General features: G+C 66.0%; 19 protein-coding genes. 12 read left to right on the top strand and 7 right to left on the bottom strand.

The features are described from left to right. Positions 1–57 precede the first annotated feature (57 nt). The 3 genes from LOK44_RS11505 to LOK44_RS11515 all read left to right on the top strand — a co-directional run bounded on the left by LOK44_RS11505 (position 58) and on the right by LOK44_RS11515 (position 4,081). Positions 58–522 carry a very short patch repair endonuclease gene (locus LOK44_RS11505; RefSeq protein WP_308192742.1) on the top strand — a complete coding sequence of 155 codons (465 nt, stop codon included), beginning with the start codon at positions 58–60 and terminating at the stop codon, positions 520–522. 131 nt (positions 523–653) lie between these two features. Next, positions 654–2,873: a sensor histidine kinase gene (locus LOK44_RS11510; RefSeq protein ID WP_237570100.1), complete on the top strand. Its 2,220-nt coding sequence runs from the start codon at positions 654–656 to the stop codon at positions 2,871–2,873. Then, a complete protein-coding gene (locus tag LOK44_RS11515) occupies positions 2,870–4,081 on the top strand; it encodes a DNA-binding transcriptional response regulator (RefSeq protein WP_237570101.1) in 1,212 nt (403 codons plus the stop codon). The genes LOK44_RS11510 and LOK44_RS11515 overlap by 4 nt, the downstream gene beginning before the upstream one ends. 498 nt (positions 4,082–4,579) lie before the next feature. On the opposite strand, the gene LOK44_RS11520 is transcribed toward LOK44_RS11515, so the two are convergent. Then, positions 4,580–6,151: a serine/threonine-protein kinase gene (locus LOK44_RS11520; RefSeq protein ID WP_237570102.1), complete on the bottom strand. Its 1,572-nt coding sequence runs from the start codon at positions 6,149–6,151 to the stop codon at positions 4,580–4,582. A 264-nt stretch (positions 6,152–6,415) separates the two neighbouring features. On the opposite strand from LOK44_RS11520, the gene LOK44_RS11525 reads away from it, so the two are divergent. After that, positions 6,416–6,889 (top strand): hypothetical protein, encoded by a 474-nt coding sequence (locus tag LOK44_RS11525; protein ID WP_237570103.1) that lies wholly within the window; start codon positions 6,416–6,418, stop codon positions 6,887–6,889. Positions 6,890–6,892: 3 nt separating this feature from the next. Here LOK44_RS11525 and LOK44_RS30105 read toward each other — a convergent pair whose 3' ends face one another. The 5 genes from LOK44_RS30105 to LOK44_RS11550 all read right to left on the bottom strand — a co-directional run bounded on the left by LOK44_RS30105 (position 6,893) and on the right by LOK44_RS11550 (position 12,279). Further along, a complete protein-coding gene (locus tag LOK44_RS30105; RefSeq protein ID WP_237570104.1) occupies positions 6,893–8,743 on the bottom strand; it encodes a serine/threonine-protein kinase in 1,851 nt (616 codons plus the stop codon). A gap of 41 nt (positions 8,744–8,784) precedes the next feature. Beyond that, positions 8,785–10,065, bottom strand: a complete 1,281-nt coding sequence (locus LOK44_RS11535; protein WP_237570105.1) for a threonine/serine exporter family protein — start codon at positions 10,063–10,065, stop codon at positions 8,785–8,787. A gap of 97 nt (positions 10,066–10,162) precedes the next feature. Then, on the bottom strand, positions 10,163–10,465 hold the full coding sequence (locus tag LOK44_RS11540; RefSeq protein WP_237570106.1) for a hypothetical protein: 303 nt from the start codon (positions 10,463–10,465) through the stop codon (positions 10,163–10,165). Then, a complete protein-coding gene (locus tag LOK44_RS11545) occupies positions 10,459–10,764 on the bottom strand; it encodes a hypothetical protein (RefSeq protein WP_237570107.1) in 306 nt (101 codons plus the stop codon). The genes LOK44_RS11540 and LOK44_RS11545 overlap by 7 nt, the downstream gene beginning before the upstream one ends. Before the next feature lie 39 nt (positions 10,765–10,803). Further along, a complete protein-coding gene (locus tag LOK44_RS11550; RefSeq protein ID WP_237570108.1) occupies positions 10,804–12,279 on the bottom strand; it encodes a hypothetical protein in 1,476 nt (491 codons plus the stop codon). 412 nt (positions 12,280–12,691) lie between these two features. Here LOK44_RS11550 and LOK44_RS11555 point away from each other — a divergent pair, with 412 nt between their 5' ends. The 4 genes from LOK44_RS11555 to LOK44_RS11570 all read left to right on the top strand — a co-directional run bounded on the left by LOK44_RS11555 (position 12,692) and on the right by LOK44_RS11570 (position 17,276). Further along, complete coding sequence (locus tag LOK44_RS11555) at positions 12,692–13,207, top strand: 2Fe-2S iron-sulfur cluster-binding protein (RefSeq protein ID WP_237570109.1); 516 nt, start codon at positions 12,692–12,694, stop codon at positions 13,205–13,207. Beyond that, positions 13,204–14,196, top strand: a complete 993-nt coding sequence (locus LOK44_RS11560) for an FAD binding domain-containing protein (RefSeq protein WP_237570110.1) — start codon at positions 13,204–13,206, stop codon at positions 14,194–14,196. Before LOK44_RS11555 ends, LOK44_RS11560 begins: the two co-directional genes overlap by 4 nt. Continuing rightward, positions 14,193–16,289, top strand: a complete 2,097-nt coding sequence (locus tag LOK44_RS11565) for a xanthine dehydrogenase family protein molybdopterin-binding subunit (RefSeq protein ID WP_237570111.1) — start codon at positions 14,193–14,195, stop codon at positions 16,287–16,289. Before LOK44_RS11560 ends, LOK44_RS11565 begins: the two co-directional genes overlap by 4 nt. Before the next feature lie 117 nt (positions 16,290–16,406). Then, entirely contained in the window at positions 16,407–17,276 is an 870-nt protein-coding gene (locus tag LOK44_RS11570; RefSeq protein ID WP_237570112.1) for an aldo/keto reductase, read from the top strand. Between the two features lie 69 nt (positions 17,277–17,345). Here the strand turns inward: LOK44_RS11570 and LOK44_RS11575 are convergent, their stop codons facing one another. Further along, on the bottom strand, positions 17,346–18,008 hold the full coding sequence (locus tag LOK44_RS11575) for a chitin-binding protein (RefSeq protein WP_237570113.1): 663 nt from the start codon (positions 18,006–18,008) through the stop codon (positions 17,346–17,348). A 336-nt stretch (positions 18,009–18,344) separates the two neighbouring features. Between LOK44_RS11575 and car the strand changes: the two genes are divergently transcribed. The 4 genes from car to LOK44_RS11595 all read left to right on the top strand — a co-directional run bounded on the left by car (position 18,345) and on the right by LOK44_RS11595 (position 25,414). Continuing rightward, on the top strand, positions 18,345–21,866 hold the full coding sequence (car, locus tag LOK44_RS11580; RefSeq protein ID WP_237570114.1) for a carboxylic acid reductase: 3,522 nt from the start codon (positions 18,345–18,347) through the stop codon (positions 21,864–21,866). A gap of 213 nt (positions 21,867–22,079) precedes the next feature. Next, positions 22,080–23,195 (top strand): diguanylate cyclase domain-containing protein, encoded by a 1,116-nt coding sequence (locus LOK44_RS11585; RefSeq protein ID WP_237570115.1) that lies wholly within the window; start codon positions 22,080–22,082, stop codon positions 23,193–23,195. Between the two features lie 53 nt (positions 23,196–23,248). Then, positions 23,249–23,569 carry an ANTAR domain-containing protein gene (locus tag LOK44_RS11590; protein WP_237570116.1) on the top strand — a complete coding sequence of 107 codons (321 nt, stop codon included), beginning with the start codon at positions 23,249–23,251 and terminating at the stop codon, positions 23,567–23,569. A gap of 60 nt (positions 23,570–23,629) precedes the next feature. Continuing rightward, on the top strand, positions 23,630–25,414 hold the full coding sequence (locus tag LOK44_RS11595) for a thiamine pyrophosphate-requiring protein (protein ID WP_237570117.1): 1,785 nt from the start codon (positions 23,630–23,632) through the stop codon (positions 25,412–25,414). Positions 25,415–25,448 lie beyond the last annotated feature (34 nt).

The following is a 25,448-nucleotide window of genomic DNA, read 5'->3' on the forward strand; positions in this document are numbered from 1 at the left end:
TATGATAGGTGTGTGACGCCTAGTCGAGGCTCGCCGCCCAACAGAGCACTCCCACGAATCCACGCAGACTCACGCCCTGCCACAGCGGTCAAACCCCCGACCGAGCAGGTCCGGCAACGGATGAAGGCGCAAAAGGCCGCAGGCACCGATTTCGAGATGCGGGTTCGGCGCCAGCTTCACGCCCTCGGCTACCGCTATCGCGTTGACCGGAAACTGCTGGCTGACCACACGTTCCGCGGCGACATTGTATGGACGGGCCGACGGCTTGTCGTATTTCTCGACGGTTGCTTTTGGCACGGGTGTCCCGCTCACTACACCGCACCGAAATCGAACACGGCGTGGTGGCAGAACAAGATCCAAACTAACCGGGCCAGGGACCGGCGGGTCACCGACATCCTGCTGCAACGAGGTTGGACGGTGTTGCGGTTCTGGGAACACGACGATAACGACGACATAGTCTGGTCAGTGAGGCGCTACCTCGAGCCACCCGTCGCGCTGAATAAAGCCCATTTGTCCGAATAGGATATCCACGTTTATGCGCTCGACGTAGGTCTGCATCCCAACCTGCATCGCGCGACACAGGCGTGTTCCACGGGTTGCGAGGAGCATTTCTACATTTACGTTTATGATGCTAGGCCCAGGAGGAACCAAACATGAACGCCGACGGAGGCGACACTTCAGCGAGAATGCGTCCGCGCGCCCGCTTAATGCTCACTATCGGACTGGAATTGATCAGCAGCGATACCGTCGCGGTCACTGAACTCGTGAAGAACTCGTTTGATGCCGACGCGGATTTTGTTCTAGTTCGGTTGAGTGGAACTGCATCAGGCAATCGGATCAAAGCGGGCAACGGAATGATCGAGGTGCTCGACGACGGAGTTGGAATGTCTTCGGAGACGATCGTCAGCACATGGCTGGAGCCAGCCACTTCGAGTCGTCGCCGTCACACTCAAAGCAACCGCGGCCGCAGAATGCTCGGCGAAAAGGGCGTTGGTCGATTCGCTGCGGCAAAATTAGCCGAGAAGCTGGAACTAACCTCCCGTGCCGGGAATGCTTCTGAGGTTCGGGTGCAACTCGATTGGACTGATTTTGCGGACGAGGACAAATACCTAGACGAAATCGCCGTCGACTGGGTGCAGATGCCACCCAAGCTGTTCACCCGCACAGGTGAGGTGGCGGACCTATGGCGCCAAGTAGTCGCAGACTACCTTGGCGGTTCGGAGGAGGCGGATCCTGCAAGTCAACCAACGGCCACACACGGAACTCTTCTTCGCATGGAAAGCTCTCGCATTGATTGGACCGCCGAGACGGTAGCCGAACTGCAGACCACACTGTCGCGCCTAGTGAGTCCTTTCGCATTAGACCGAGACGTCAATGCAGACTTCACTATCGTCTTGGAAGTCCCGCCCGAACTGGGTCTCAGTGGAGTGATCGAGCCGCCTGAGCAGTTGAAGACACCTCACTACACCCTCGAAGCAACGGTCGACACACTTGGCCACGCCGTCGGCTCCATGAGGTTGAAAGACGACGAACCCATGGATTTCGATGCCCAGCTCGTTGACGCCGGATCCAACGTTCCATCGGATCATGAACAGCTCAAGTGCGGCCCGTATACTATTCGTCTCCGCGCTTGGGATCGCGATGTCGCATCCCTGCGGGAGATCGCCGGCGATCTACCGCCCAGCTCGGTTCGGTCAATTTTGGATACCGCTTCTGGCGTCAGCATCTATCGCGACGGCTTTCGCGTCCTCCCGTACGGAGAGCAGGGAGATGATTGGCTGGGCCTAGACCTACGGCGTGTCAATTCGCCGACGCAGAGACTCTCAAACAATCAGGTCGTCGGCTACCTGCAGATCGGCCGGGATACGAATCCCATGCTAATCGACCAGACCAACCGTGAGGGCTTGGTCGATGGGCCTGCGCTCCAAGACCTGCGTACCACCGTTCTGCAACTTCTCTTGAAACTCGAAAATGCTCGTTACAACAAGCGGCCGCGACGGGAGAAGCGACGCCGTGGGGGACTCCTAGACCGTGTTGACCTTTCGGAGTTGTCGACGGCGATCTCAGCAAGGATTCCTAGCGACGACAAAGTCGCTGTGATGATTACCGACCTACAACGGGAACTGGATCAGCGGCAAGATCAAGTCGGCGAAGTGCTGGCCCGGTATCATCGCTTGGCGACCCTGGGCCAACTAGTAGACCGCATCGTTCATGAACTCTCTCAGCCGCTTGTTGCGGCGCGACAAGCCGCAGCTCTAGCTATCGAGAGGATCGACCGTTCAGAGCTGGCCGGTCAGGCGGATATCGAAGATGTGCGGGCTCGCTTATCTCTCATCAGAGGTCAGATGAAGGCTGCCGGAGATGTGTTGCGTCGGGTCGAGCCGTTTGGGGGTCGTCGCCGCGGCAGACCCCCCAAATTTAAGGTCGAAGACGCTGTCGCGAACGCGGTCGGGCTCTTGCAAAGCGAAATGGACACTATTGGCGCAACAGTCAGTCTGCCCGAAGGTTCGACAACTGTTACCGTCGACGGTACGGAACTCCAGGAAGTAATTGTCAACCTTCTCAAGAACAGCCTTCACTGGATCCGGCGGGTACCTAAAGGAAATCGGCATATCGCAATTGACGTTGCGCGAAATTCAAACGGCAGCGTGTCGCTGTCGGTGGAGGACTCAGGACCTGGCGTCGATCACGAAGCCCGAGACCACATTTTTGAGCCGTACTTCACGACTAGGGAGGGTGGTGTTGGCTTGGGCCTCTCAATCGCAGGCGAAATAGTAGAGGACTTTTACGGCGGAACACTTGAACTACTTCCGCCGGGTAGCCTTGGCGGCGCCAACTTTAGAGCAACATTGAGGAAGCGGGTCGAACAGTGACGCTGTTTCGCATCCTAGTGGTAGACGACGAAGAGACCATTGCTAGTCAAACTGCGGAACTGCTACGGAGCGGCACCATCTCTTCGCGTGGCGAGAAGGCGAGCGTCGACTACACGACGAGCTTCGCCGATGCGCTGACACGACTTGAAGATCAGCGTTACGACTTGGTTGTCCTAGATATACGAGACGAGTCAGCGGTCGAACCTCTGGGAGACGTTCGAGATAATGATGACTCGACGGCTGGAGACCTCGGACTCGATGTGTTTCAACAGGTTCGATCTCGCAAGTTTATTCCCGTAGTTTTCTACACGGCAGTTCCAAATTTGGCCGAGGATCTTGTCCGCTCGCCGTTCGTTGATATTATCTCCAAGCAAGCTGAGCCTGAAGAGCTACGCAACAAAGTTCGTGACGTCTTTGATTCGACCCTGCCTCTCCTACACGCCGAATTACTGTCTCATGTCGAAGGAGTGATGCGGGATTTCATGATGGAATTCGTCGAGCACCACTGGCACGACCTTGCAAGCCCGCCCCGTAAGGGCGATGTGGCGCATCTGCTGCTCCGGCGGCTGGCTTTGTCGCTCGCTAGCGGAGGCGAACTTCTCGATGGCAAGCTTAACGACATACCCGGTGTAGAACTGCAAACTGACTCAGTGCATCCTATGCGGTTCTACGTGATGCCACCAGTTGGATCGTTGACAACCGGCGACATCATTCACGGACCATTGATAGGGTTTCAAAACAACGCGGATGGCGACGTACGACCAGATAGTTGGTATGTAGTACTCACGCCTGCGTGTGATCTCGTTACCGAGCGCCTGAAAGCTGAGTTCGTCGTTTTAGCCCGTTGCATTCCCTTGGTTGAAACCGGGGAGTACGCTGCGTGGCGTGACGCCGACCGCCACAACGACCAGACTCAGCGGAAACAGCTTGAGAACACGATGCGTAATAGACAGAGGTCGGGCCGCAATGCCGACCGAGACTTCTATTTACCAAGCGCATGGAACATTCCAGACCTGGTAGTGGATTTACAGCAAATCATACACTTGACACACGCGGACAGCGACAAGTACGAACGGCTCGCGACGCTCGACAGTCCGTACGCTGAAGCATTAGTGCAGAAGCTCGGGCGGTACATTGGCCGGATCGGAACACCGGACTTAGACGTCACGGCTGCGATGGCACGCTTGGAGGACGTGCGGGACCGGTAAAGAGATGGCACCGCGTTCGTAATGGGAGGTATCCCGCCCAGCATCCTGAAGATCGTCAACTCCAGAACCGGGGGCGAACCCCCCTACTCCGCGGAGACGAACGCGCCAAACCACCTGATTCCGTCGCTCAAGCTCTCCTTCACCGCGTCGGATCTCGGTGCGGGCATCGCGCGCCCGGCCAGACCTGCTCGGAGATCGGCATGCTCGAGGAGGTTCGCTCCGCCTCACCTAGCTGCAGTACATGCGGTTCCGACTGACCCCAGCTTGGCGGCCACAAAATGCCGGAACGAATGAGCAGCCATCTCGGTCGCCGCGCCGCCTACCTGCGGATAGTCGACGGGATTTAGCACGCAGGCCGACATGCCCTCTGCAATCCCTCGCCAGAGCGTTTTTCGGGGCTCTCACGGCTGTCTGCAACCGCCCCTCACCGGGTTAGACGACTCTTGCCGGCGGACCCCTGCGCGTCGGTGCCGCCATCAGCGAACAACCCTGCCGCCTCTACCGCGCCCCATACTCCAACGCAGGATCCGACTCAGACCCACGACTGCTCGAGATCGTCAGCTGATCAGGCCGCACCTGGTACCGCGAGCCGTCCGCAGGGTTCACCACGTCGAACCCACCGCCAGCCGGCGTCGCGTTCTGCAGCACTAGCTGCGCCCCGTCGCTCAACCGCTCGCCGCGGTAGTAGTAGCTCCCCGACCCCGTCTCGCACACGATCGCCAGCGAGTTCGCCGTTCTGATCATCGCCGCCGGTGAACTCCCCGCGTCACAGCGCGCCGAGTGACCGACGAAGCCCTGCGCGTCCGCGCCGGACACTCCCGCGATCGGCGCCCCACTCGTCGTCGGTGACGTCGTGGTCGACGGCGATGTGGAAGTAGTAGTGGACGACGTCGTGGAGGGAGACGTACTCGTCGTCGTCTCCGATGTCGTCGTCGGCGCCGCGGACGGCGCGGTCGACGGCGGCACCGCCAAAGGCGTCCGTGCCGGCGAGTCATCCGAACCCCCGCCGCTCGCCACCACCACCGCGGCCAGCACCGCCGCCAGGGCGAACATCGCGAACGTCCCGAGCAACAGCGCCTTCTGTGTCCGGCTCAACCCGGCCTTGCGCGCCGGCGGCGGCACCGGCAGCGACGGGTGCGACGCGTACGCCGGGCGCGGATCGGGCGTCGCGAACTGCCGCGTCGGCGGCGGACCGACCGGAGGTGGCACCGGCGGAGCAACAGGCGCCATCCGTCCCGACGACGCCGCCAACGCAGCGCGGGCCAACTCCCCCGCCGACCCGTATCGCTCAGCCGGGTTCTTCGCCATGCCCCTGGCGACCACGTCGTCGAACGCCGCCGGAACGCCGCGGCGCATGATGCTCGGCCGCGGCGGCGGCGAGAACAGGTGCGCACTCATCACCTGCCGCAAGTCACCCGCCTCGAACGGCGCCCGACCGGTCAGGCTCTCGAACAGCAGGCACGCCAGCGAGTACACGTCCGACGGCGGGCCACCCGGCTCGCCGTTCAACCGCTCCGGCGCCATGTACGCAGCCGACCCGATGACCAGGCCCGTCCTCGTCACCGTCGCCTCACCACCGCCGTGAGCAATGCCGAAGTCCACCAAATAGGCGAAGTCCTCCGTCGTCAGCAGCACGTTCTCCGGCTTGATGTCGCGATGCACCAGCCCGTTGGCGTGCGCGGCGTCCAGCGCCGAGGCCACCTGACCGACGATCGACACCGCCCGACCCGGCGGGAGCGACCCGTGATGCCGCAGCTCCTCCTTCACGCTGGAGCCCTCGACCAGGCGCATGTCGATGAACAGCGCACCGTCGATCTCGCCGAAGTCGTGCACCGGGATGACGTGTGGCTCCTGCAGTCGCGCTGCGATCCGCGACTCTCGGCGGAACCTGTCCTGGAAGACGGGATCGGCGGCCACGTCGGGCCGCAGCACCTTCAGCGCGACCATGCGCTCGCGCACGGTGTCGTAGGCGCGGTAGACCTCGCCCATCCCGCCAATGCCGATTACCGACTGCAGCTCGTAGGGCCCGAAGCGCGAGCCCAGACGCGAGCTGACCCCTGACGAGCCCATGTCCGATCCCTCCGCCCTTTCGCTGCGATTCTGGTGACGGCGCAGGTCACGCCGTCGACGCTGACGGTGTTCCCGCATGTCTAGGCGCTCAACCCGCACCCCCGCGGCAGGCGGCGCACCGCGACACCGAAGTCGCAGCAGCACAAGCCAATTGCTCGCATGCCACGGTACACGTTCCACCTTGATCAATCGGCTGACGGCCTCACCTGCGCTTTCGTCGTCCGAACCGCTTTCCGGACCGCACGCCGCGCCTACTGTGACCACATGGTCACCACCATCGAGATGTCTCATCCGCCGCAGGCGCTGCTGAGCGCCGTCAACCCCGCCCTGCGGTTCGCTCTGCGCGTTCCCGGGCTTGGTTCGTCGCTCAAGGACTTCGTGGTCGTCGAGTTCACCGGTCGCAAGTCGGGTCGGCACTTCTCCGTGCCCGTCAGCGCGCACCACCTCGACGGCGACCTCTACGTCATCCTCGCGGCCGGCTGGAAGCACAACTTCACCGACGGGGCGCCCGCCACCGTCCTGCACGCCGGCAAGAAGACCTCGATGCACGGCCTGCTCATCAAGGAACCCGGAGCCGTCGCCGACATTGTGCACCGCCTTGCTAAGGGCTATGGGGCGAAGAAGGCGCAGCGCTCGATGGGCCTCAAGTTCGGCACTGACACCGTTCCGTCGGTCGAGGAGTTCCTGGAGGCGACCAAGCGGCTGAAGATCGCGGCGATCCGGCTAACGCCCGCCTGACCGTCAGGGGTTCAGCTTCGTGCTGCCCTCGATCGGATGCGTCGTGCTGACGAGCTTCGCGATGCAGTTGTCCCGGTCGAAGCCCTGCTCCGTGCACCAGTCGAGCACGTCGTACGGGTTGTAGGACTGCAGACCCACGACCGTGACCCAGAAATTGGGACCGTCGTACGTCGACCAATCACCCGACCACAGCAGCTTCACGTCCGGAAAGATGCTGCGCAGCCGCAGGTGTTCGTCGAGGATCGCCCGGTTGTCCCAGGTGATGCCCTTCGCTACGAGCCCCACCCGCTTCGAGCTGATCTGCGGAATCCAGCGATCGGCGAGGTATACCGCCACGTCGGAGCGGTCACCGTCGGCGATGTTTTGCAGCCGCGTCAGACTGACCTTCTCCATGTCCGGGGTGGGCGCGACGGTGACCGTGCGCGTCGGTGTTGGCGTCGGTGCCGGCTTCGGCCGCGTGGTGGTGGGATCGTCGACCGTCCCCATCAGGAACTCAACGCCGGACTTGGCCTCGGACTCCGTGAAGTTCCGCTCGTGGCCCTCGCCGACCTGCACGCGATAGAACCGCGCGCCCGACGGCACGTCACCGACCTGGAACTCCATGCGACAGCCGTCGGGACCGCTGGTGCTGCCTTCGAAGGCTCCCTTGGCCAGCAGCGTGCCCGACTCGTCCTCGATCGTGATCGGCGCGTCCGGCGCGATGTCGCCGAACTCCTTGGCGCCAGCGCACTTGTAGCCGGCGGGCAGCCCGACGGTCTTGACGTTGTTGCCAACCACCTTCAACGTGCCCGCGAGCGTGAACGGCTCACCGGACGGCGGCGCCTCGGCGGGCTGCAGCGCGAGGTAGGCCACCACAGCTATTGCAATAACGACCGCAGCCGCCCCCGTCGCGATGGCGACCAACCGACCGCGGCTACGTCGCGCCGGCGGCTCCGGTTCACGGACGACGGGTGCCGCCACCGGCGCCTGCATCGTGTCGGCGGTGTGGATGGTCGGCGTCGTCGCCGACTCGTCGGGGGCTTCGAGGGACGCTTCCAACGCGTCCACGAACTCAGCGCATGTCGCGAATCGATCCTTGGGTTCCTTGGCGAGCGCTCGGGACAGCACCGCGTCCATCCCGGCGAGTTCGGATCGACCCAACGACGGCGGCTCGGCGTTGAGGTGCTTGCCGATGACGACAGCCGGGTTCGACTCCTGGAACAGCTGCTTGCCAGTCAGCAGGTGATAGGCGGTCGCCGCCAGCGAGTACTGATCGGCCGTACCGTCGAGCGCCAGGCCCATCAGCTGCTCGGGCGCGGCGTAGGCGGCGGTGCCGACGGTCATGTTCGTCGCCGTCAGCCCGCCCGAGGTGCTGTCCGACAGGTCGCGCGCAACGCCGAAGTCGCCGAGCAGGATTCGGCGCTCGCCGTGCTCTACGTCGGCGACCAGGATGTTGGCGGGCTTGACGTCGCGGTGCAGTAGGCCCTTCGAGTGTGAGTAGTCCAACGCCGACGCCACTGCCCTGACGATCTCGAGCGCTTCGTCGACCGGCATCCCATCGGGGTGGCCCTGCAGCAGGCGACTGACGTCGGTGCCGTCGACGAAGTCCATCGAAATCCATAGCCGCCCGCGGTACTTGCCGCGGTCGAGGATCCCGACGATGTGCGGGTGCCACAGTTTCGACGCCAGATCGGCTTCCCGGTTGAAGCGCTCGATGTAGTCCGGGTCGGACGAGATGCCGGTCTTGAGAACCTTGATCGCGTCGTGTCGGGGCAGCCTCGGGTGATGGGCGAGGTAGACCTCGCCCATTCCCCCTGCGCCAAGCTGCCGCTCGATCGTGTAGCCCGCAAACCTCGCGCCGTCCCCTAACGGCATGAAGCAAACGGTACTCAGCAACTACGACATCGGCACCGTTTTCATCGCCAGCGCGGCAACCTCGCGTTGATCGTCGCGAACACACTCCACCCGATCAGCGTGCCGAGCGCAATCGAGAAGATCGCCGCGGCGGTCGTGCCCAACGTCATCACGTCGCCCTCGCCCGCCACGGCCTCGCCGAGCGTCTCGAAGCTGAGCGCTCCGGGCACCAGCGCCCAGAACGCTGACAGCATCATCACGATCGCTGGTGGCGACGTCTTGATCCGCGCCGCCAGCATCGAGAACGGCACCATCAGGAACGCCCCGACGGCCCCCGAGTGCGTTGGCGACAGGAACAGCCCACCCACCTTTTGGCCGATCAGCGCCACCCCGACGGCCAGGATCAGCCACACGAACGAGCCCTTCGGCGCCGACAGGTAGACGTACAGCCCGACCGCGATGACCAGGATGGCGAGGTACAGCGACCAGCTGCCCATCTGCGCCGACGGCTGCTGCGGCTCCAGGTCGTCGCCGAGATGGATGCCCAGGCCGACGCCGAAGACCAGCAAGGCCAGCTGGGTCACGCCGTAGATCAGCCGGGTCGCACCGCTGATCATCTGCGAGCTGGCCAACTCCATCGCGCCGATCGTCAGCGCTAGTCCCGGCAGCATGGCCACCAGCGGCGGACTGATCACCGCCAGCAACCCGTCATTCGCAGCATCGGCGACGAACCACGTCGCCAGGAGCGTGACCACTGCCGCGGCCAGGGTCGGCAACACCGCGCCGAGCGTCGGGAAGGGCCGGCCCAGCATGACGATCGCGCCGACCACCGCCCCGAGGAACACGTACCCCCACAGCGACGCCCACGTCGGGTTGATCACCATGCCAAACCCCAGCGTCGTGATCGTGTAGCCGATGACCGTGACGACCGGCCCGAACCGTGGCGGCATGGTCCGGGCTTCGGCAGCCTCACGCGCAGCGTCGGCGGCGGTGATGGCCCCGACCTCGGCGAGTTCGGCGATCGCGTCGACGCGGCCGGCGAGATCCAGCTGCGTCGTCGGCTTCACGACCGTTGAGACCTCATAGGCCACAGTGCCGACCTGCACCACCAGCGCGGTTGGGAACACGACGACGCGGACGGTCTCGTCGGTGTAGTTCTTCGCAATCGCCAACAGCCGCGCCTCGACCAGGTGCGTGGGCTGCTCGCACTCGATCAGCGCGATGCCCAATTCCCGCAGCATCGCGGCGACCTCGGCGTGCCCGTCGACCGGCCCACCCGTCAGCGCCTGCGGCACCTCCTTGCGGATCGACCGCAGGAAGCCGCGGCGTGCGTCATCGGTCATACCGGTGATTGTGTCGTGCGCGGCTTGCGGACGGGCAGCCGAACGGCGCTTGTCGGCTGGATGGCGTCAACATTTGATGACGCCGCCCAGCCGAGACTCAGATCAGGCCGGTCGCCGCGGCGAGGAAGTACAGCGGGATGAAGAAGGCCAAAGCGGCCGGCCCGGCGATGCAGCCGATCAGCATTCCGCGGCCGATCTCTCCGAGCGTGCCCGGACGACCTCTGAGATATACCGAGACGGCGACGTCCAACAGCAGAAGTGGAACCACGAACACGGTGAGGTACACCCACGGCAGGAGCGCCAGGGTAGTGAATTCGATGAGAAGAATGTTGACCATCGCAGCCGAAAACCCGTACGGGCCATGCCGCTTCGTCGAAGTCACATCGCTCGCAGTCACCATCCGATGACCCAAAATCCGTAGAGGAGGCCGCCGATGAGGGTGACGGCAAGCGATCCGAAAATGCTGATGGCAATACCGCGCCCTCGTGACGATGTCGACACGAGCAACAAGCCGCCCACTGCAGCCGCAAGCACGAGGGTGGCGGCCGCACCGCTGAGGTATTGAGCGAAGCCATGCACCTCAGGGACGTACCTACCGGCAAGCCAAGAAAAGGCGATAGCCATACCCACGACAATCTGAACGACGAAGGGCGCCGCCCATGTGGCCGCTGACCACAGCGAAGCATCCGAATCACGCATCCGCGAAGATGTCATCCGAGTAGCTACCCGACTCTCTAGTCAGACCTGGGTGCCTTGGCGAGGCGCTTGCGGTACTGCCGGCGGGCTGTCTACCGGCCCAGCCTCCGCAGCCGGTAGAGGGACCTGAACATCGTACTTTGGATTCCAAGCTCCAGTGTCGAACGGTTCAAAGGCACGTCCACCCATGCCGACGTCATGGTGCTCTGGCAGGTTGACCATCGGGCCTGTCGAGTTACCGGCCACTGCCGGATCGATTAGTACGGTCCGCGTGGAACCATCGGGCAGATCTTGGTAAACCTCCATTGAAGGGTAATTGGTCCGGGTGCCGTCGACGCGGACACCGTCCGCGTTAGGAGTGAACACGAGATCACCGTTGACCGTCCACGGGTTCTTATCGAGCGGCCACGGCGGATCCTGCGCGATCCCGGGCGCGAAGGGATTGCCTGCCTCGTACTTGATGCGCACCGCACCATCGCTGCTCTGTTGTACGACGGCGTCTGGGATACCGACCTTCACCTGGCCAGGACCCCCGGACTCGTTCAACTCGATCGACGGATTCTGCCGCATGACGAGCAATCCATTTTCGTAATCGATATAGGTGGTGACCTTGGTATCCGCAGGGTCGAAGTTTGGGTCGGCCACCCGCGTGTTACCAAAATCGCGCTTGAAAGGCCCGCTGATGACGTCCCGCTGCTCAATCCATTGCGATGCGCGCACTACCCCTTGCCCCGGCACGGGTTCGATCCGCACAACCTTGATCTCTGGGCCAAGGCCCAGCGTATTGGGGTCGTAGCTGTTCGGATCGAGCGCCGCCGCGGTCGTCCAATCTGCTGCTGAAACCGGTTCACGCCCGAATACCTCTTTGAAGGCATCCTTCTCATTCTGGCGTCGATCGGCCTCGGACTCGACTTGCCCGGGCGGCCCCTGTTTGAAGTCGACCGCCTTGATGACGCCGTCGGCGACGCGCCCCTCGTCCTCTCCGTCGAATCGAATGCCTTCAAGTTCGGCAGCTTTTTCCGAGAGCTGCCTACCGACCAATGTGTCAGTCTGAACGAGCTGCTCCGCATGCCACCGGATGTACTCGGCATGCTCAGCAGCGGCCGCACCCCGGGCCGCAGCGGTATCCGAATCGAATGTGCCGCTATCAGTCACAGCTAGGTCCTCGCCGACGTCAAAGCCGTCCGCCTCGGCGTCGGCGATCGCGTCCGTAACAGCCTGCTGCGCCGAACGGATGTCATGTGCGCCCGAGTCCGCGATTTTGGCTGCGTCACGCTCGACAGACCCTTGCCGACTGACCACAACCATGTCTGCAACAGCTTGTCTCAACGCCGCGTCTTTGGCGTCTCCTGTCCACTCAGTACCACCAGGCGAGGCGACGGTTAAGCGGTGCTGCTCGAAAAGTTCGTCGGATCGGGCAGCAGACTGACGCCACAGCGCCGCGGCTTCGACAAGGTGGCTGGTCTGCCACCGCTCGAGCTGAGACTTGGTCGGAAGCGGCGACGCCGCCGCACTCACAGCGAACCTGCGAGCCGTCCGCTCGCCTGCTCGTCAGAGGAGTCATATGCTTCGGCGCCGGCCTGCATCTTGGATGCCGAATATTCGACACGATGCGCCTGACGTGTGCGCACGCTACTAATGGCGGCATTGAGCGCCGTTACCCCAGCATGGCTTGGCTGACTGCCAGCACCCGAGACGGTGTTGTCGTGCACCCTGAGATTAGTGGCGATGGCAGCGCTCGTCCCAGCACCCTGCCTCAAGCCACCCGTATCAACCGACAACGGCACGTCGCCACTCCTCCGCACTCCTTATGCATTCTGCCGTAGGGCCCGCATGGTCACGCACACCGATTTGAGGCGGTCGCCGAGGCCCAACTTCAGTGTCACCTCGCCCCCGGTTTCACCACCTCACCCTGGGGTAAGCCGCACCCATGGAGTCAGCCCACTTCACCGACGTCACGCTGCGCGTTGACGGCACCGACCACACCGTCCACATCGACAACCGCATCACCCTCCTCGACCTGCTGCGCGAGCACCTCGGCGTCACCGCCCCGAAGAAGGGGTGCGACCACGGCCAGTGCGGGTCGTGCACCGTGCTGCTCGACGGCCGGCGCGCCACTACCTGCCTCGGCTTCGCGGTCGCCCACGACGGCGCCGAGATCGTCACGGCCGCCGGCCTCGGCGAGCCCGACAACCTGCACCCCGTCGCCCAGGCCTTCCTCGACCACGACGGCTTCCAGTGCGGCTACTGCACCCCCGGCCAGATCTGCTCCGCGGTCGGCATGCTCGACGAGGTCAAGTCCGGCTCACCCAGCCACGTCAGCGACGACCTCGAGGACAGCCCCGAACTCACCGACGCCGAGATCCGAGAACGCATGAGCGGCAACCTCTGTCGCTGCGCCGCCTACCCGAACATCGTCGACGCGATCCAGCAGGCCGCCCGATGATCCCCTTCGAGTACCACCGCGCCACCAGCGTGCAAGACGCCGTCACCGCCGTCGCCGACCGCACCGACGCCGTCTTCCTCGCCGGCGGCACCAATCTCGTCGACCACATGAAGCTCGGCATCGCCGAGCCCGGCCTCGTCGTCGACGTCGGTCACCTCCCCCTCACCGACGTCGAACGCCTGCCCGACGGCACCCTGCTCATCGGCGCCGACGTCCGCAACAGCGACCTCGCCGCCCACCCACTCGTCCGCAGCCACTACCCCGTGCTCGCCCGCGCGCTGCTCTCCGCCGCCTCCGGTCAACTACGCAACCTCGCCACCACCGCAGGCAACCTCCTGCAACGCACCCGCTGCGTCTACTTCCAGGACCTCACCACTCCTTGCAACAAGCGCACCCCCGGCGCCGGCTGCTCGGCCATCGGCGGCTACACCCGCTACCACGCCATCCTCGGCGCCTCCGAACAGTGCATCGCCGCCCACCCCTCGGACATGGCCGTCGCGATGGCCGTGCTCGACGCCGACGTCGTCTACGTCGACGCGGATGGCGAACACCGCATGCCGCTCACCGACTTTCACCGCCTACCAGGTGACCGGCCCGACGTCGACACCAACCTGCCCCGGGGTGCGCTCATCACCGCCGTCGAGATCCCACCGGCACCCGACGGCGCGCGATCCACCTACCGCAAGGTCCGCGACCGCGCCTCCTACGCCTTCGCCGTCACCTCCGTGGCCGCTGAACTCGTCGTCGACGACGGCACCGTGAGCGGCGCCCGCATCGCGCTGGGCGGGGTGGCCCACAAGCCCTGGCGCGCAACGCGTGCCGAGCAGGCGCTGATCGGCCAGCCCGCCACCGAGGCCTCGTTCCGCTCGGCCGCCGACGCCGAACTGGCGCAGGCCGAACCGCAGGAGGGCAACGAGTTCAAGGTCGAGCTGACCAAGCGCACCATCGTCGCCACCCTGACCACCCTCGCGGAAGGACGGCAGCGATGACCCTCGTCGAACCCCACGCCATCGGCAGCAAGCTCACCCGCCTCGACGGACCCGCCAAGGTCACCGGCACCGCGGCCTACGCGTTCGAGTACCAGGTCGACGCCCCGCTGTACCTGCACCCCGTCCAGGCCACGATCGCCAAGGGCACCATCACCGCGATGGACACCTCGGCAGCCGACGCCCTCGACGGTGTCCATGCCGTCCTGACCGTGTTCAATGCGCCGGCCCTGGCGGACGCCGACGACGGTGACCTCACCGTCCTGCAGGACGACCAGGTGCACTACCGCGGCCAGCTCATCGGCGGCGTCATCGCCGACACCGCCGAAACCGCCCGCCAGGCGGCCGCTCTCGTCACCGTCACGTACGACGAGGCCGACCACGACACCGCGCTGCGCACCGACCACCCCAGCCTCTACGCACCCGAGCAGGTCAACCCCGACTACCCCACCGACACCTCCGAGGGCGACGTCGACGCCGCACTCGCCGCGGCCGCGGTCACCGTCGACCAGACCTACACCACGCCGCACGAGCACAACAACCCGATGGAGCCGCACGCCACCATCGCCACCTGGGACCCCGACGGGCCGGCGCTGACGCTGTACGACTCCACCCAGGGCGTGCACGTCGTCCGCAAGACGCTGGCGCAGACGTTCGGCCTCGAGCCCGAGCAGATTCGCGTCGTCGCCAAGAACGTCGGCGGCGGATTCGGCTCCAAGGGTGCACCGCACTCGCACAACGTCCTCGCCGTCATGGCCGCGCAACGCGTTCCCGGCCATCCGGTGAAGCTGGCGCTCACGCGGCAGCAGATGTTCGCCATGGTCGGCTACCGCACCCCGACGATCCAGCACCTGCGACTCGGTGCGAGCGCCGACGGGAGGCTGACGGCGATCAGCCATGAGGTCGTCGAGCAGACCGCCACCGTCAAGGAGTACGCCGAGCAGACCGCCACGCCAACGCGCATGATGTACGACGCCGACGCCCGCAAGACGTCGCATCGGCTCGCCGAACTCGATGTCGCCGTGCCGTTCTGGATGCGCGCACCCGGCGAATGTCCCGGCATGTTCGCCCTCGAGGTCGCGATGGACGAGTTGGCCGTCGCGTGCGACCTCGACCCGATCGAACTGCGCGTCCGCAACGAACCCGACGTCGACCCCGAAACCGGCAACCCGTGGTCGAATCGCCGCCTCCTCGAGTGCCTGCGCACCGGCGCCGAACGGTTCGGCTGGGAGGGACGCGATCCCGAGCCGGGCACTCAGCGCGACGGCGAGTGGCTGGTCGGCACCGGCGTCGCGTCCGCCGTCTATCCCGCGATGGTCATGCCCGGCAACGCCGCCCGCATCGAGTGCGTCGCGCCCGGTCGCTACGCCGTGCAGATCGGCGCCACCGACATCGGCACCGGCACCTGGACCGCGCTGACGCAGATCGCCGCCGACATGCTCGGCTGCGAGACCGATGCCGTCGACCTGCAGATCGGCGACACCGACCTACCACCGGCGTCCGTCTCCGGCGGTTCCTCGGGGCTGAGTTCGTGGGGTGCCACCATTCACGCCGCCGTACAACGCTTTCGAGAGGACCACGGCGACAACCCGGCAGTGGGCGCCGCGACCACGGCCGAACCACCGGAGAACGACGCCGACGAGAAGTACGGGATGTACTCCTTCGGCGCGCACTTCGTCGAGGCGCGGGTCAACCGGTACACCGGCGAAGTCCACGTGTCCCGCATGCTCGGGGTGTTCTCCATCGGCCGGGCGATCAACCCGACGACGCTGCGCTCACAGCTGATCGGCGGCATGACCATGGGCCTGTCCATGGCGCTGCACGAGGAGAGCGTGCGCGACCACCGCTTCGGCCACATCGTGACCCAGGACCTCGCGAGCTACCACTTCGCCAGCCACGCCGACGTGCCCGCTCTAGAGGCCATCTGGCTCGACGACGACGCCGACGTGCACGCCAACCCGATGGGTTCGCGCGGCGCCGGTGAGATCGGCATCGTGGGCTCGGCCGCCGCGGTGGTCAACGCGATCCACCACGCCACCGGTATCCGGGTGCGGGACCTACCCGTGCACTGCGACGCGCTGCTGGGTGAGTTCTGACGCAGCATCGCGCGGCGGAGCCCATCTCGCCTTCCACTCGTGCGTGCCGCAAGCATGGACAGCCGCACACACCGGTGCCACGCTCGATGTGGACCGAACCCGAGGAAACGGAGCACCATGACAGACGCAACCAGCGCGGCGGCAGCCGGCACCATCACGATCGGCGACCTCACCGTGAACCGACTCGGCTTCGGGTCGATGCGGCTCACCGGCAAGGGCGTCTGGGGTCCGCCCGACGACCACGATGAATCCATCCGCGTCCTGCGCCGCGCCGTCGAACTGGGCGTCAACTTCATCGACACCGCCGACTCCTACGGCCCCTACGTCGCCGAGGAGCTGATCCGGGAAGCGCTGCACCCCTACGCCGACGACGTCGTCATCGCCACCAAAGCCGGGCTGTTGCGCACCGGGCCGGACGTCTGGGTGCCGCTCGGCAACCCCAGCTACCTACGCCAAGAGGTCGAAATGAGCCTCCGGCGGCTCGGGGTCGACCGCATCGACCTGCATCAGCTGCACCGCATCGACCCGAACTTCCCGCTCGAGGACCAGGTCGGCGAACTCGCGAAGTTGCAGCAGGAGGGCAAGATTCGACACATCGGACTCTCCGAGGTCGACGTCGACCAACTCACGGCGGCCCATAAGGTGGCGCCGATCGTCTCGGTGCAGAACCTCTACAACCTGACGACCCGTACCGCCGAACCGCTGCTCGACGAAGCCGAGAAGCAGGGCATCGCGTTCATTCCATGGTTCCCCTTGGCAGCCGGCCCGCTCGCCAACACCGACGGCCCACTCGGATCGCTGGCATCCGACCACGGCGCCAGCCCGTCACAGCTCGCGCTGGCCTGGCTGCTCAAGCGCTCGCCGGTGATCGTGCCGATTCCCGGCACCTCGCGGGTCGACCACCTCGAACCGAACGTCGCCGCCGCCGGGATCGAACTCAGCGACGAGGAGTTCAGCGCCATCGACGCTGCGACCTCCGGTTCGTGAGCCGGTAGCCCGCGCACGCCACAGAACGAAGCAGCCGCCTCGCATAGTCGCGAGGCGGCTGCTCATTCGTCAGACGCTGAAGATCGGGATCCAGATTCCGAAGAAGTAGAAGCCCCAGCCGTTGAAGCCCGGGTTCCAGATCGGCGTCTGGTCGTAACCCCAGTAGTTGATGGGGCCGTAGTTCCAGTACCCGCCGGGAGGCGGAAGCGGCCGATCCCAGTTGAACCGCGGCGGTGCTCCCCAGCCCCACGGTGCGGGCCCGCCGCCCCACGGGGCGTCGCGCCAACCGCTGAACGCGTTCGGGGGTCGTGGTCCCCAGTCGCGACCATCCGGCCCGCGGGTGTTCTCGGGTCCACGGCCTTCGCCGGGTCCGCCGGCGCCGCCGGGGCCGCGGTCGTTGCCGGGTCCACCTGGACCGCGGAAATCACCCGGGCCGCCGGGCCCGCCGGGTCCGCCTGGACCGCCGGGTCCGCGGTCGTTGCCGGGTCCACCCGGACCGCGGAAGTCACCTGGGCCACCAGGGCCGCCAGGTCCACCTGGCCCACGGGGTCCCTGCTGTCCACCCGGTCCACCTGGCCCGCCAGGGCCCGGTCCTCCGGCACAGAACGGCGGCTGGCACCCTCCACCACCACCTCCGGGTGCCGCTATTGCGACCCCCGAACTGCCGGCGATCGAAGCCAGCCCCATTCCGCCTGCGAGGGCAACGCCTGCAACGGCTTTCTTGAGATTCATGGTTACTGCTCCCTAGTCTCCCTAGTCCGGAGTGGTCGCTCCGAGTCACCCCGACCCGCTAAACGCTACGTAGCTGACCTATGAAATATTCCGGCGCTTGCTGTGGGTCACCTGCAGGAGCACCTCGACGCGTTCGCCGAGCGCGATCACACCCGGGGTGAACTACGTCACCGCTTCGACCCCCGAACCTCGATCACTGCAGGTAGCGCCTCGATCGCGCGCGCACTGCCAGCAGACTCACAGGAATACATAGATTCCCTATCTTACTTTCGTAGATAGGCACCACGTGGTGTCCACCGACGTGAACTGAATACCGATTTGTCAGAGGAGACGTACATGGCCACTCCCGCCACCGATCGCGAAGCCCGCCGCCAAGAACGCTTCGAGCGGTTGACCTCTGGCGACGCCCAACTGGTCGCTGCCAGGCCCGACCCCGCGATCACCGAGGCACTGCAGCGCCCCGGCGTGACGCTCGCCGACGCCATCCGCACCGTCATGACCGGCTACGCCGACCGCCCCGCCCTCGGCCAGCGTGCCGTCGAATTCGTGCAGGACGCAGACGGCCGTACCGTCGCCGAGTACCAGCCCCGCTTCGACACCATCACCTACGGCGAGACCTGGGCGCGCATCCGGGCACTGGCCGACTCCCTCTCCAACGATCCCGTAGCGCCCGGCGACCGCGTCGCCACACTCGGCTTCACCAGCGCCGACTACGTCGTCGTCGATGCGGCGCTCTCACTCTCCGGCGCCGTCGCCGTCCCGCTGCAGACCAGCGCCCCCGTCTCCCAGCTGCATCCCATCCTGGTCGAGACCGAGCCCGTCGCCATCCTCTCCAGCGTCGACCACCTTGCCGACGCCGTCGAACTCTCGCTCACCGCCTACGCGCCCCAGCGACTCATCGTCTTCGACTACCACCCGCAGATCGACGACCACCGCGAGGCGTTCGAGGACGCCGTCACCCGGCTTGCAAAGAAGGACGTCACCGTCGAGGCACTCGACGACGTCATCGCCGCGGGACCCAGGCACGGAGCCGGGCCCGAACTCGTGCGTGGGAACGACGACGACCTGCGACTGCTGATCTACACCTCCGGCAGCACCGGAACGCCCAAGGGCGCGATGTACACCGACCGTCTGATGGCCAACTGCTGGCGCGGTTGGTTCGCCCCCGAGTGGGACACCGAGGGCAAGCTGCCTGCGATCACGTTCAACTTCATGCCGATCAGCCACGTCATGGGCCGCGTCATCCTGTACTCGACGCTCGGCGCCGGCGGCACCGCGTACTTCGCCGCCAAGAGCGACCTGTCCACCCTGCTCGACGACCTCGCCCTGGTGCGGCCCACCAAGCTCGACCTGGTCCCCCGCATCTGGGAGATGCTGTTCCAGGAGATCCAGAGCCAGGTCGACAAGCGCGTCGCCGACGGCGCCGATCGCGACGAGGTCGAGCAGGAAGTGCTCGCCGAGCAGCGCGTGAAGATGCTTGGCGGACGGCAGTTCTCGGCCATGACCGGCTCCGCGCCCATCTCTCCCGAGCTGCGCACCTGGGCCGAGGACTTCATGGACGTCCACCTCATCAACGGCTACGGCTCGACCGAGGACGGCGTCGTACTGGTCGACGACACACTGCGCCGACCGCCGGTGCTCGACTACAAGCTGGTCGACGTCCCCGAACTCGGCTACTTCTCCACCGACCGGCCCCACCCGCGCGGCGAGTTGTACGTCAAGTCAACCGATCTCATCCCCGGCTACTACAAGCGGCCCGAGATCACCGCCGAACTCTTCGACGCCGACGGCTGGTACCACACCGGCGACGTGATGGCCGAGATCGGACCCGACCAACTCGTCTACGTTGACCGCCGCAACAACGTGCTCAAGCTGTCCCAGGGCGAGTTCGTCACCGTATCCAAGCTCGAGGCTGCCTACGGCGGGCACCCGTCGATCCGGCAGATCTTCGTCTACGGCAACAGCGCCCGGTCCTACGTGCTCGCGGTGATCGTTCCGACCGACGATGCGCTGTCAAGCGTCGGCGGCGATACCGAGGCGGTTAAGCCGCTCTTGAGCGAGGCCCTGCAGACCGTCGCCCGCGACGCGGGCCTGCAGTCCTTCGAGATCCCGCGCGACTTCCTGGTCGAGACGACGCCGTTCACGCTCGAGAACGGACTGCTGACCGGCATTCGCAAGCTGGCTCGCCCACAACTCAAGGCGCGCTACGGCCCCGAACTCGAGCAGATGTACGTCGATCTCGTCGACGGGCAGGCCGATGTGCTGCGCGAACTGCGGCAGCACGGCGCGGACCAGCCCGTGCTCGAGACCGTTGGCCGAGCCGCAGGCGCACTGCTCGGCGCAGCGGCCACCGACGTCTCCCCCGACGTCCAGTTCACCGAACTCGGCGGAGACTCGTTGTCGGCGTTGACGTTCGCGAACCTGCTGCACGACATCTTCGGCGTCGACGTGCCGGTCGGCATCATCGTCAGCCCCGCCAGCGACCTGGCGGCCATCGCCGCCTACGTCGAACAGCAGCTTGGCGGTGGGTCGAAGCGGCCGACCTATGATGCCGTGCACGGTCGCGACGCTACCGAGGTCCACGCCCGCGACCTGACGCTGGAGAAGTTCGTCGACGAGGCCACGCTGGCTGCGGCGCCGTCACTGCCGGGTCCGGCTCGCGAAGTACGCACGGTGCTGCTGACCGGTTCGACCGGCTTCCTCGGGCGCTACCTGGCGATGGAGTGGCTGGAGCGGATGAGCCTCGTCGGCGGCAAGGTCATCGCGCTCGTCAGAGCCAAGTCCGATGAGGATGCGAGCCGCCGCCTCGATGCCACCTTCGACAGCGGCGACCCCACGCTTCTGGCCCACTACCGCGACCTGGCTGCCGAGCACCTCGAGGTCCTGGCCGGGGACAAGGGCGAGGCCAATCTCGGCCTGTCGCAGGAGAACTGGCAGCGGCTCGCCGACACCGTCGACCTGATCGTCGACCCCGCCGCGCTGGTCAACCACGTGCTGCCCTACAGCCAGCTGTTCGGGCCGAACGTCGTCGGCACCGCCGAGCTGATCCGCATCGCGCTGACCAGCCGCATCAAGCCGTTCGTGTACGTCTCGACCATCGGCGTCGGCGACGGCATCACGCCGGGCCAGTTCGTCGAGGAGACCGACGTCCGGCAGATGAGCGCCACCCGCAAGGTCGACGAGACCTACGCCAACGGGTACGGCAACAGCAAGTGGGGTGGTGAGGTCCTGCTCCGCGAGGCGCACGACCACGCAGGCCTGCCGGTATCGGTGTTCCGGTGCGACATGATCATGGCCGACACCACCTATGCCGGACAGCTGAACGTGCCCGACATGTTCACCCGCATGATGCTCTCGCTGGTCGCGACGGGCATCGCCCCCAACTCGTTCTACGAGCTGGACGCGGGAGGCAGCCGGCAGCGGTCCCACTTCGACGGTCTGCCAGTGGAATTCATCACCGAGTCGATCTCCACCCTGGGTGCCAACGTCACCGATGGCTACGAGACCTACCACGTGATGAACCCCTACGACGACGGCATCAGCATGGACACCTTCGTCGACTGGCTCGTCGAGGCGGGCTACCCGATCACGCGTGTCGCCGGGTACACGGCGTGGCTGGAGCGCTTCGAAACCGCGCTGCGCGCGCTGCCGGAGAAGCAGCGGCAGGCGTCGCTGATCCCGCTGCTGCACAACTACCAGCAGCCGGCTACGCCGATCAACGGGTCACTCGCGCCTGCGGACCACTTCCGCGCCGCCGTGCAAGAGGCGAAGATCGGTCCGGACAAGGACATCCCGCACCTGTCCGCTCCCGTGATCGTCAAGTACGCGACCGATCTCGAGCTGCTCGGGCTGCTCTGAACTCCGCCGAGACTGCGGTGAGATCGCAATTCGAAGGGATTCGCGATCTTGCCGCAGTCTCGCGCGTGGCGATCGGCCATGAGAGTTCGATCATTTGCTCAGCCAGAGCATTACTGCGGTGTAGCTGCATGCCACGCGCCCAGGGCCTAACCTCAGATGATGCTGATCCGGGGGGATGGCTGACATGACCGATGGCTCGAAGCGGGTGCCGCGTTGACCGCGCTGCTCGGCCCCGACCACTACTACCGCCTGACTGCGCAGCTTGCAGCCCAAGATCTGCGCAGGCCGGTGAGCTGGACCATTGCGGTGACCACGGTGATCCTGGGCGTCATCCCAGTCGGGCTGATCTCGAGTTCCGCCGGACCGCACGGCGCGTGGGGCCCACCCCTCGCCATCGCCGTCGCAGCGCTCTGCTCCGTGATGGCGATCGCGTGGCTCACCCACCACTGGCCGGCGCGGGGCGTCTCGCTGGCCTTCGTCATCATCAGTGCCTTATGCGCAGCCACGGACTGCATCATTACGGCGCAGCCGATGCTGGGTCTGCTCGGAGCGGTTACCTTTGCGGCGCTCTCGGCGTTCACCGTGCTGTTTCACGGCGCCCGACTGCTGATCATCCCGTGGACGATCGGTGCGGCGACCCTGGCCGTGCTCGGCTTTCGGATCGCCCAGACCGACCCCGTCGTGGCGGTCTGTGGGGCCTTGCTGATCGTCATGCTCACCGCTTTCGTCACCTCCGTGGGCAGCGTCGCACTGCGCCTCATCGACGTCCGCAGCGACCGAGCGGGACAACTCGACCAGGTCACTGGGTTGCTGAACCGCAACGGCTTCGACGAGCGCCTCGCCGCCCTCATCGGTGCGCGCAACCGCGGCGACGACCGGTTCCTCGCCGTCATGGTCATCGACCTCGACGGCTTCTCGCTACACGCCGCCATCTCGGAAACCGGTGCCGCCATCCGCGCCCGCGTCGCCATCGGAGCCCGCCTCAACGAGGCCGTCCGCCGCGACACGCTGCTCGCGCACAATGACGACGCCCAGTTCCTCGTCGCCGAGGTCCTCACCACCCCGGACCCCACACCGCTCACCGACCGCCTGGGATCCGCCGTCGCCACGGCGCCCTACCGTCTGACGGCGAGCATCGGCGTCGTCACAACGCCGCTGCACCCGCTCGTCGACGCGCCCGCCACCGACGTCATCGACGAACTCCTGACGTTGGCCGCTGAGCAGGTCTCTAACGCGCGCCTCGCCGGCGGCAACGAGGTCCGGATGACGCAGTGCCCTCCCCTGGCCGTTCTCGCCGCGGCCAACGACGGCGATGAGTTCAGCGCATGAGCCATCTTCGACGGGGTATGTCGCGTGCCGAAACATGAACCGGAGATCAATAGATGATGGAACAGTGGGCGCACCGCCCGACAGCTGCGAGCGAGGCCGCGGCGCCCGGTCGACGCAGCCTGGACCGGGCCGAAGGCGTCTTGATCGGCCTCCGGGGATGCAGCAGCGAGGACGCCTTCATGGACCTGGTCACCGCGGCGCGGGACACCGGGCATCGGCTGTCGAGCATCACCTCCGCGTTGCTCGACGTGGCGTCGCATCGCGACGACGCCAGTAGCGCTCACGACGTGGTCCGCGCACGCTGGGGGCTGCTGCTCGATTCCCGGCTGGCCGTCGGTGGCGCCGTCGACACGGCCGCGCCCGAGCACAACTGACGCGTCCGGCGCGGTCACCGCGGGCGGTTCGGCATGCGCAACCCGGGTACGCCCACACCCATGACCTCAACCGGATCTCAGCCACAGCTCGTCGCGGACGCCCTCGTCGCCCGCCTCCAACAATGGGACGTGGCACGGGTCTTCGGTTACGCCGGGGACGGCATCAACACGCTCCTCGGCGCACTCCAGCGCGCTGACGGACCGGAGTTCGTCTCCACCCGGCACGAGGAACTGGCGGCCTTCTCGGCCTGCGGCCACGCCAAGTACAGCGGCAAGGTCGGTGTCTGCATGGCGACCCAGGGACCGGGCGCCATTCACCTACTCGCGGGGCTGTACGACGCCAAGCTCGACCGCAGGCCCGTCGTGGCGATCGTCGGACAGGTGGTGTCGACCGCACTGGGCAGCGGCTACCTCCAGGAGGTCGACCTGCATTCGTTGTTCAAGGACGTTTGCAGCCAGTACGTCCAGACGGTGTTCGGGCCGGAGCAGGCACTGACCGCGCTCGACAACGCGATGCGCACGGCGATCGCCACCCAGACCCCGACGTGCCTGATCATTCCCCACGACGTGCAGAAGGCCGAGATGCCCGAAGAGGACGAGCACGCCCACGGCGTCGTCCCGTCCTCACCGATATCCGCACGACCGCAGATCATTGCGCCCCAGTCGCAGATCCGCGACGCCGCCGAGGTGCTCAATGCCGGCAGCAAAATCGCCCTGTTGGTCGGCCGCGGCGCCGCCGGGTGCGCCGACCATATCGCCGAACTCGTCAAGACCACGGGCGCCGGGGTCACCACGTCGCTGCTCGGCAAGCCGCTGCTCGACGAGACGCTGCCCTGGCACACCGGCGTGATGGGGCACCTCGGCACCACTGCGAGCGCTCACCTCATGGAGGAGTGCGACACGCTGCTCATCGTCGGCTCCAACGACCCGTGGACCGAGTTCTACCCGGCGCCGGGCCAGGCCCGCGCGGTGCAGATCGACATCGAGCCGCGCGTGCTCGGAGCCAAGTACGGCATCGAGGTGGCGGTCAGTGGCGATGCGCGACAAGCACTCTCCGACCTGTTGCCCCTGCTCGAGCGCAAGACCGACCGCGGCTGGGAGCAGCAGGTGCACGGTTGGACCGAAGAGTGGCATCAGCTCGCCGACCAGCGCTGCAACGAGGAGTCGGCCAACGCCAACCCCGAGTTCGTGATCCGCGAGCTGTCCAAGCACCTCCCGGAGAACGTGCGCGTGGCCATCGACGTGGGGTCGTCCGTTTACTGGTACGCCCGGCACCTCCGCCTACCGCCCGGCGTGCCCGCCCACGTCTCCGGCTACCTGGCCTCGATGGGATGCGCGCTGCCCTATGGCATCGCCGCCAAGCTGGATGCGCCCGACCGACCCGTCGTCGCGCTCATCGGCGACGGCGCCATGCAGATGGCCGGACTGTCCGAACTCATCACGCTGGCCGACCGCTACCAGACTTGGGCCGATCCGCGGTTCGTCGTCCTTGTCCTACACAACCGCGATCTGGCTGAAGTGTCTTGGGAACAACGGGAAATGGAGAGCAGTCCGCGTTTTCCCGCATCCCAGGAGGTGCCGGCGCTCCCCTACGCGGCCTACGCCGAGATGCTGGGGCTCGGTTCCGTGCGGATCACCGAGTCCGCGCAGGCAGGTGACGCCTGGCAGCGCGCCTTTGCGGCGGACCGCCCGTTCGTCATCGAGGCGATCACCGATCCAGCCGCGCCGCTGCTTCCGCCGTTGATGCCGGAGTCCAAGGCCGAGGCCATGTACGAGGCGATCGAGCAGGAGGACGGCGGTGGGTCGATGCGGGAGCGTGCCGAGGAGCAGCAGGCCGCTGAGTGATCGGTCGCTCCGGATCTCACGAGTCACACCAGTC

The sequence above is a fragment of the Mycolicibacterium lacusdiani genome, assembly GCF_021916785.1.
GTDB classification, from domain to species: Bacteria; Actinomycetota; Actinomycetes; order Mycobacteriales; family Mycobacteriaceae; genus Mycobacterium; species Mycobacterium lacusdiani.

Coding starts and splice junctions, on each gene's coding strand:
- LOK44_RS11510 (WP_237570100.1), top strand. CDS start 654: ATGAACGCCGACGGAGGCGACACTTCAGCGAGAATGCGTCCGCGCGCC.
- LOK44_RS11520 (WP_237570102.1), bottom strand. CDS start 6,151: ATGGGCTCGTCAGGGGTCAGCTCGCGTCTGGGCTCGCGCTTCGGGCCC.
- LOK44_RS11525 (WP_237570103.1), top strand. CDS start 6,416: ATGGTCACCACCATCGAGATGTCTCATCCGCCGCAGGCGCTGCTGAGC.
- LOK44_RS30105 (WP_237570104.1), bottom strand. CDS start 8,743: ATGCCGTTAGGGGACGGCGCGAGGTTTGCGGGCTACACGATCGAGCGG.
- LOK44_RS11535 (WP_237570105.1), bottom strand. CDS start 10,065: ATGACCGATGACGCACGCCGCGGCTTCCTGCGGTCGATCCGCAAGGAG.
- LOK44_RS11540 (WP_237570106.1), bottom strand. CDS start 10,465: ATGGTGACTGCGAGCGATGTGACTTCGACGAAGCGGCATGGCCCGTAC.
- LOK44_RS11545 (WP_237570107.1), bottom strand. CDS start 10,764: ATGCGTGATTCGGATGCTTCGCTGTGGTCAGCGGCCACATGGGCGGCG.
- LOK44_RS11555 (WP_237570109.1), top strand. CDS start 12,692: ATGGAGTCAGCCCACTTCACCGACGTCACGCTGCGCGTTGACGGCACC.
- LOK44_RS11560 (WP_237570110.1), top strand. CDS start 13,204: ATGATCCCCTTCGAGTACCACCGCGCCACCAGCGTGCAAGACGCCGTC.
- LOK44_RS11565 (WP_237570111.1), top strand. CDS start 14,193: ATGACCCTCGTCGAACCCCACGCCATCGGCAGCAAGCTCACCCGCCTC.
- LOK44_RS11570 (WP_237570112.1), top strand. CDS start 16,407: ATGACAGACGCAACCAGCGCGGCGGCAGCCGGCACCATCACGATCGGC.
- LOK44_RS11575 (WP_237570113.1), bottom strand. CDS start 18,008: ATGAATCTCAAGAAAGCCGTTGCAGGCGTTGCCCTCGCAGGCGGAATG.
- car (WP_237570114.1), top strand. CDS start 18,345: ATGGCCACTCCCGCCACCGATCGCGAAGCCCGCCGCCAAGAACGCTTC.
- LOK44_RS11590 (WP_237570116.1), top strand. CDS start 23,249: ATGATGGAACAGTGGGCGCACCGCCCGACAGCTGCGAGCGAGGCCGCG.
- LOK44_RS11595 (WP_237570117.1), top strand. CDS start 23,630: ATGACCTCAACCGGATCTCAGCCACAGCTCGTCGCGGACGCCCTCGTC.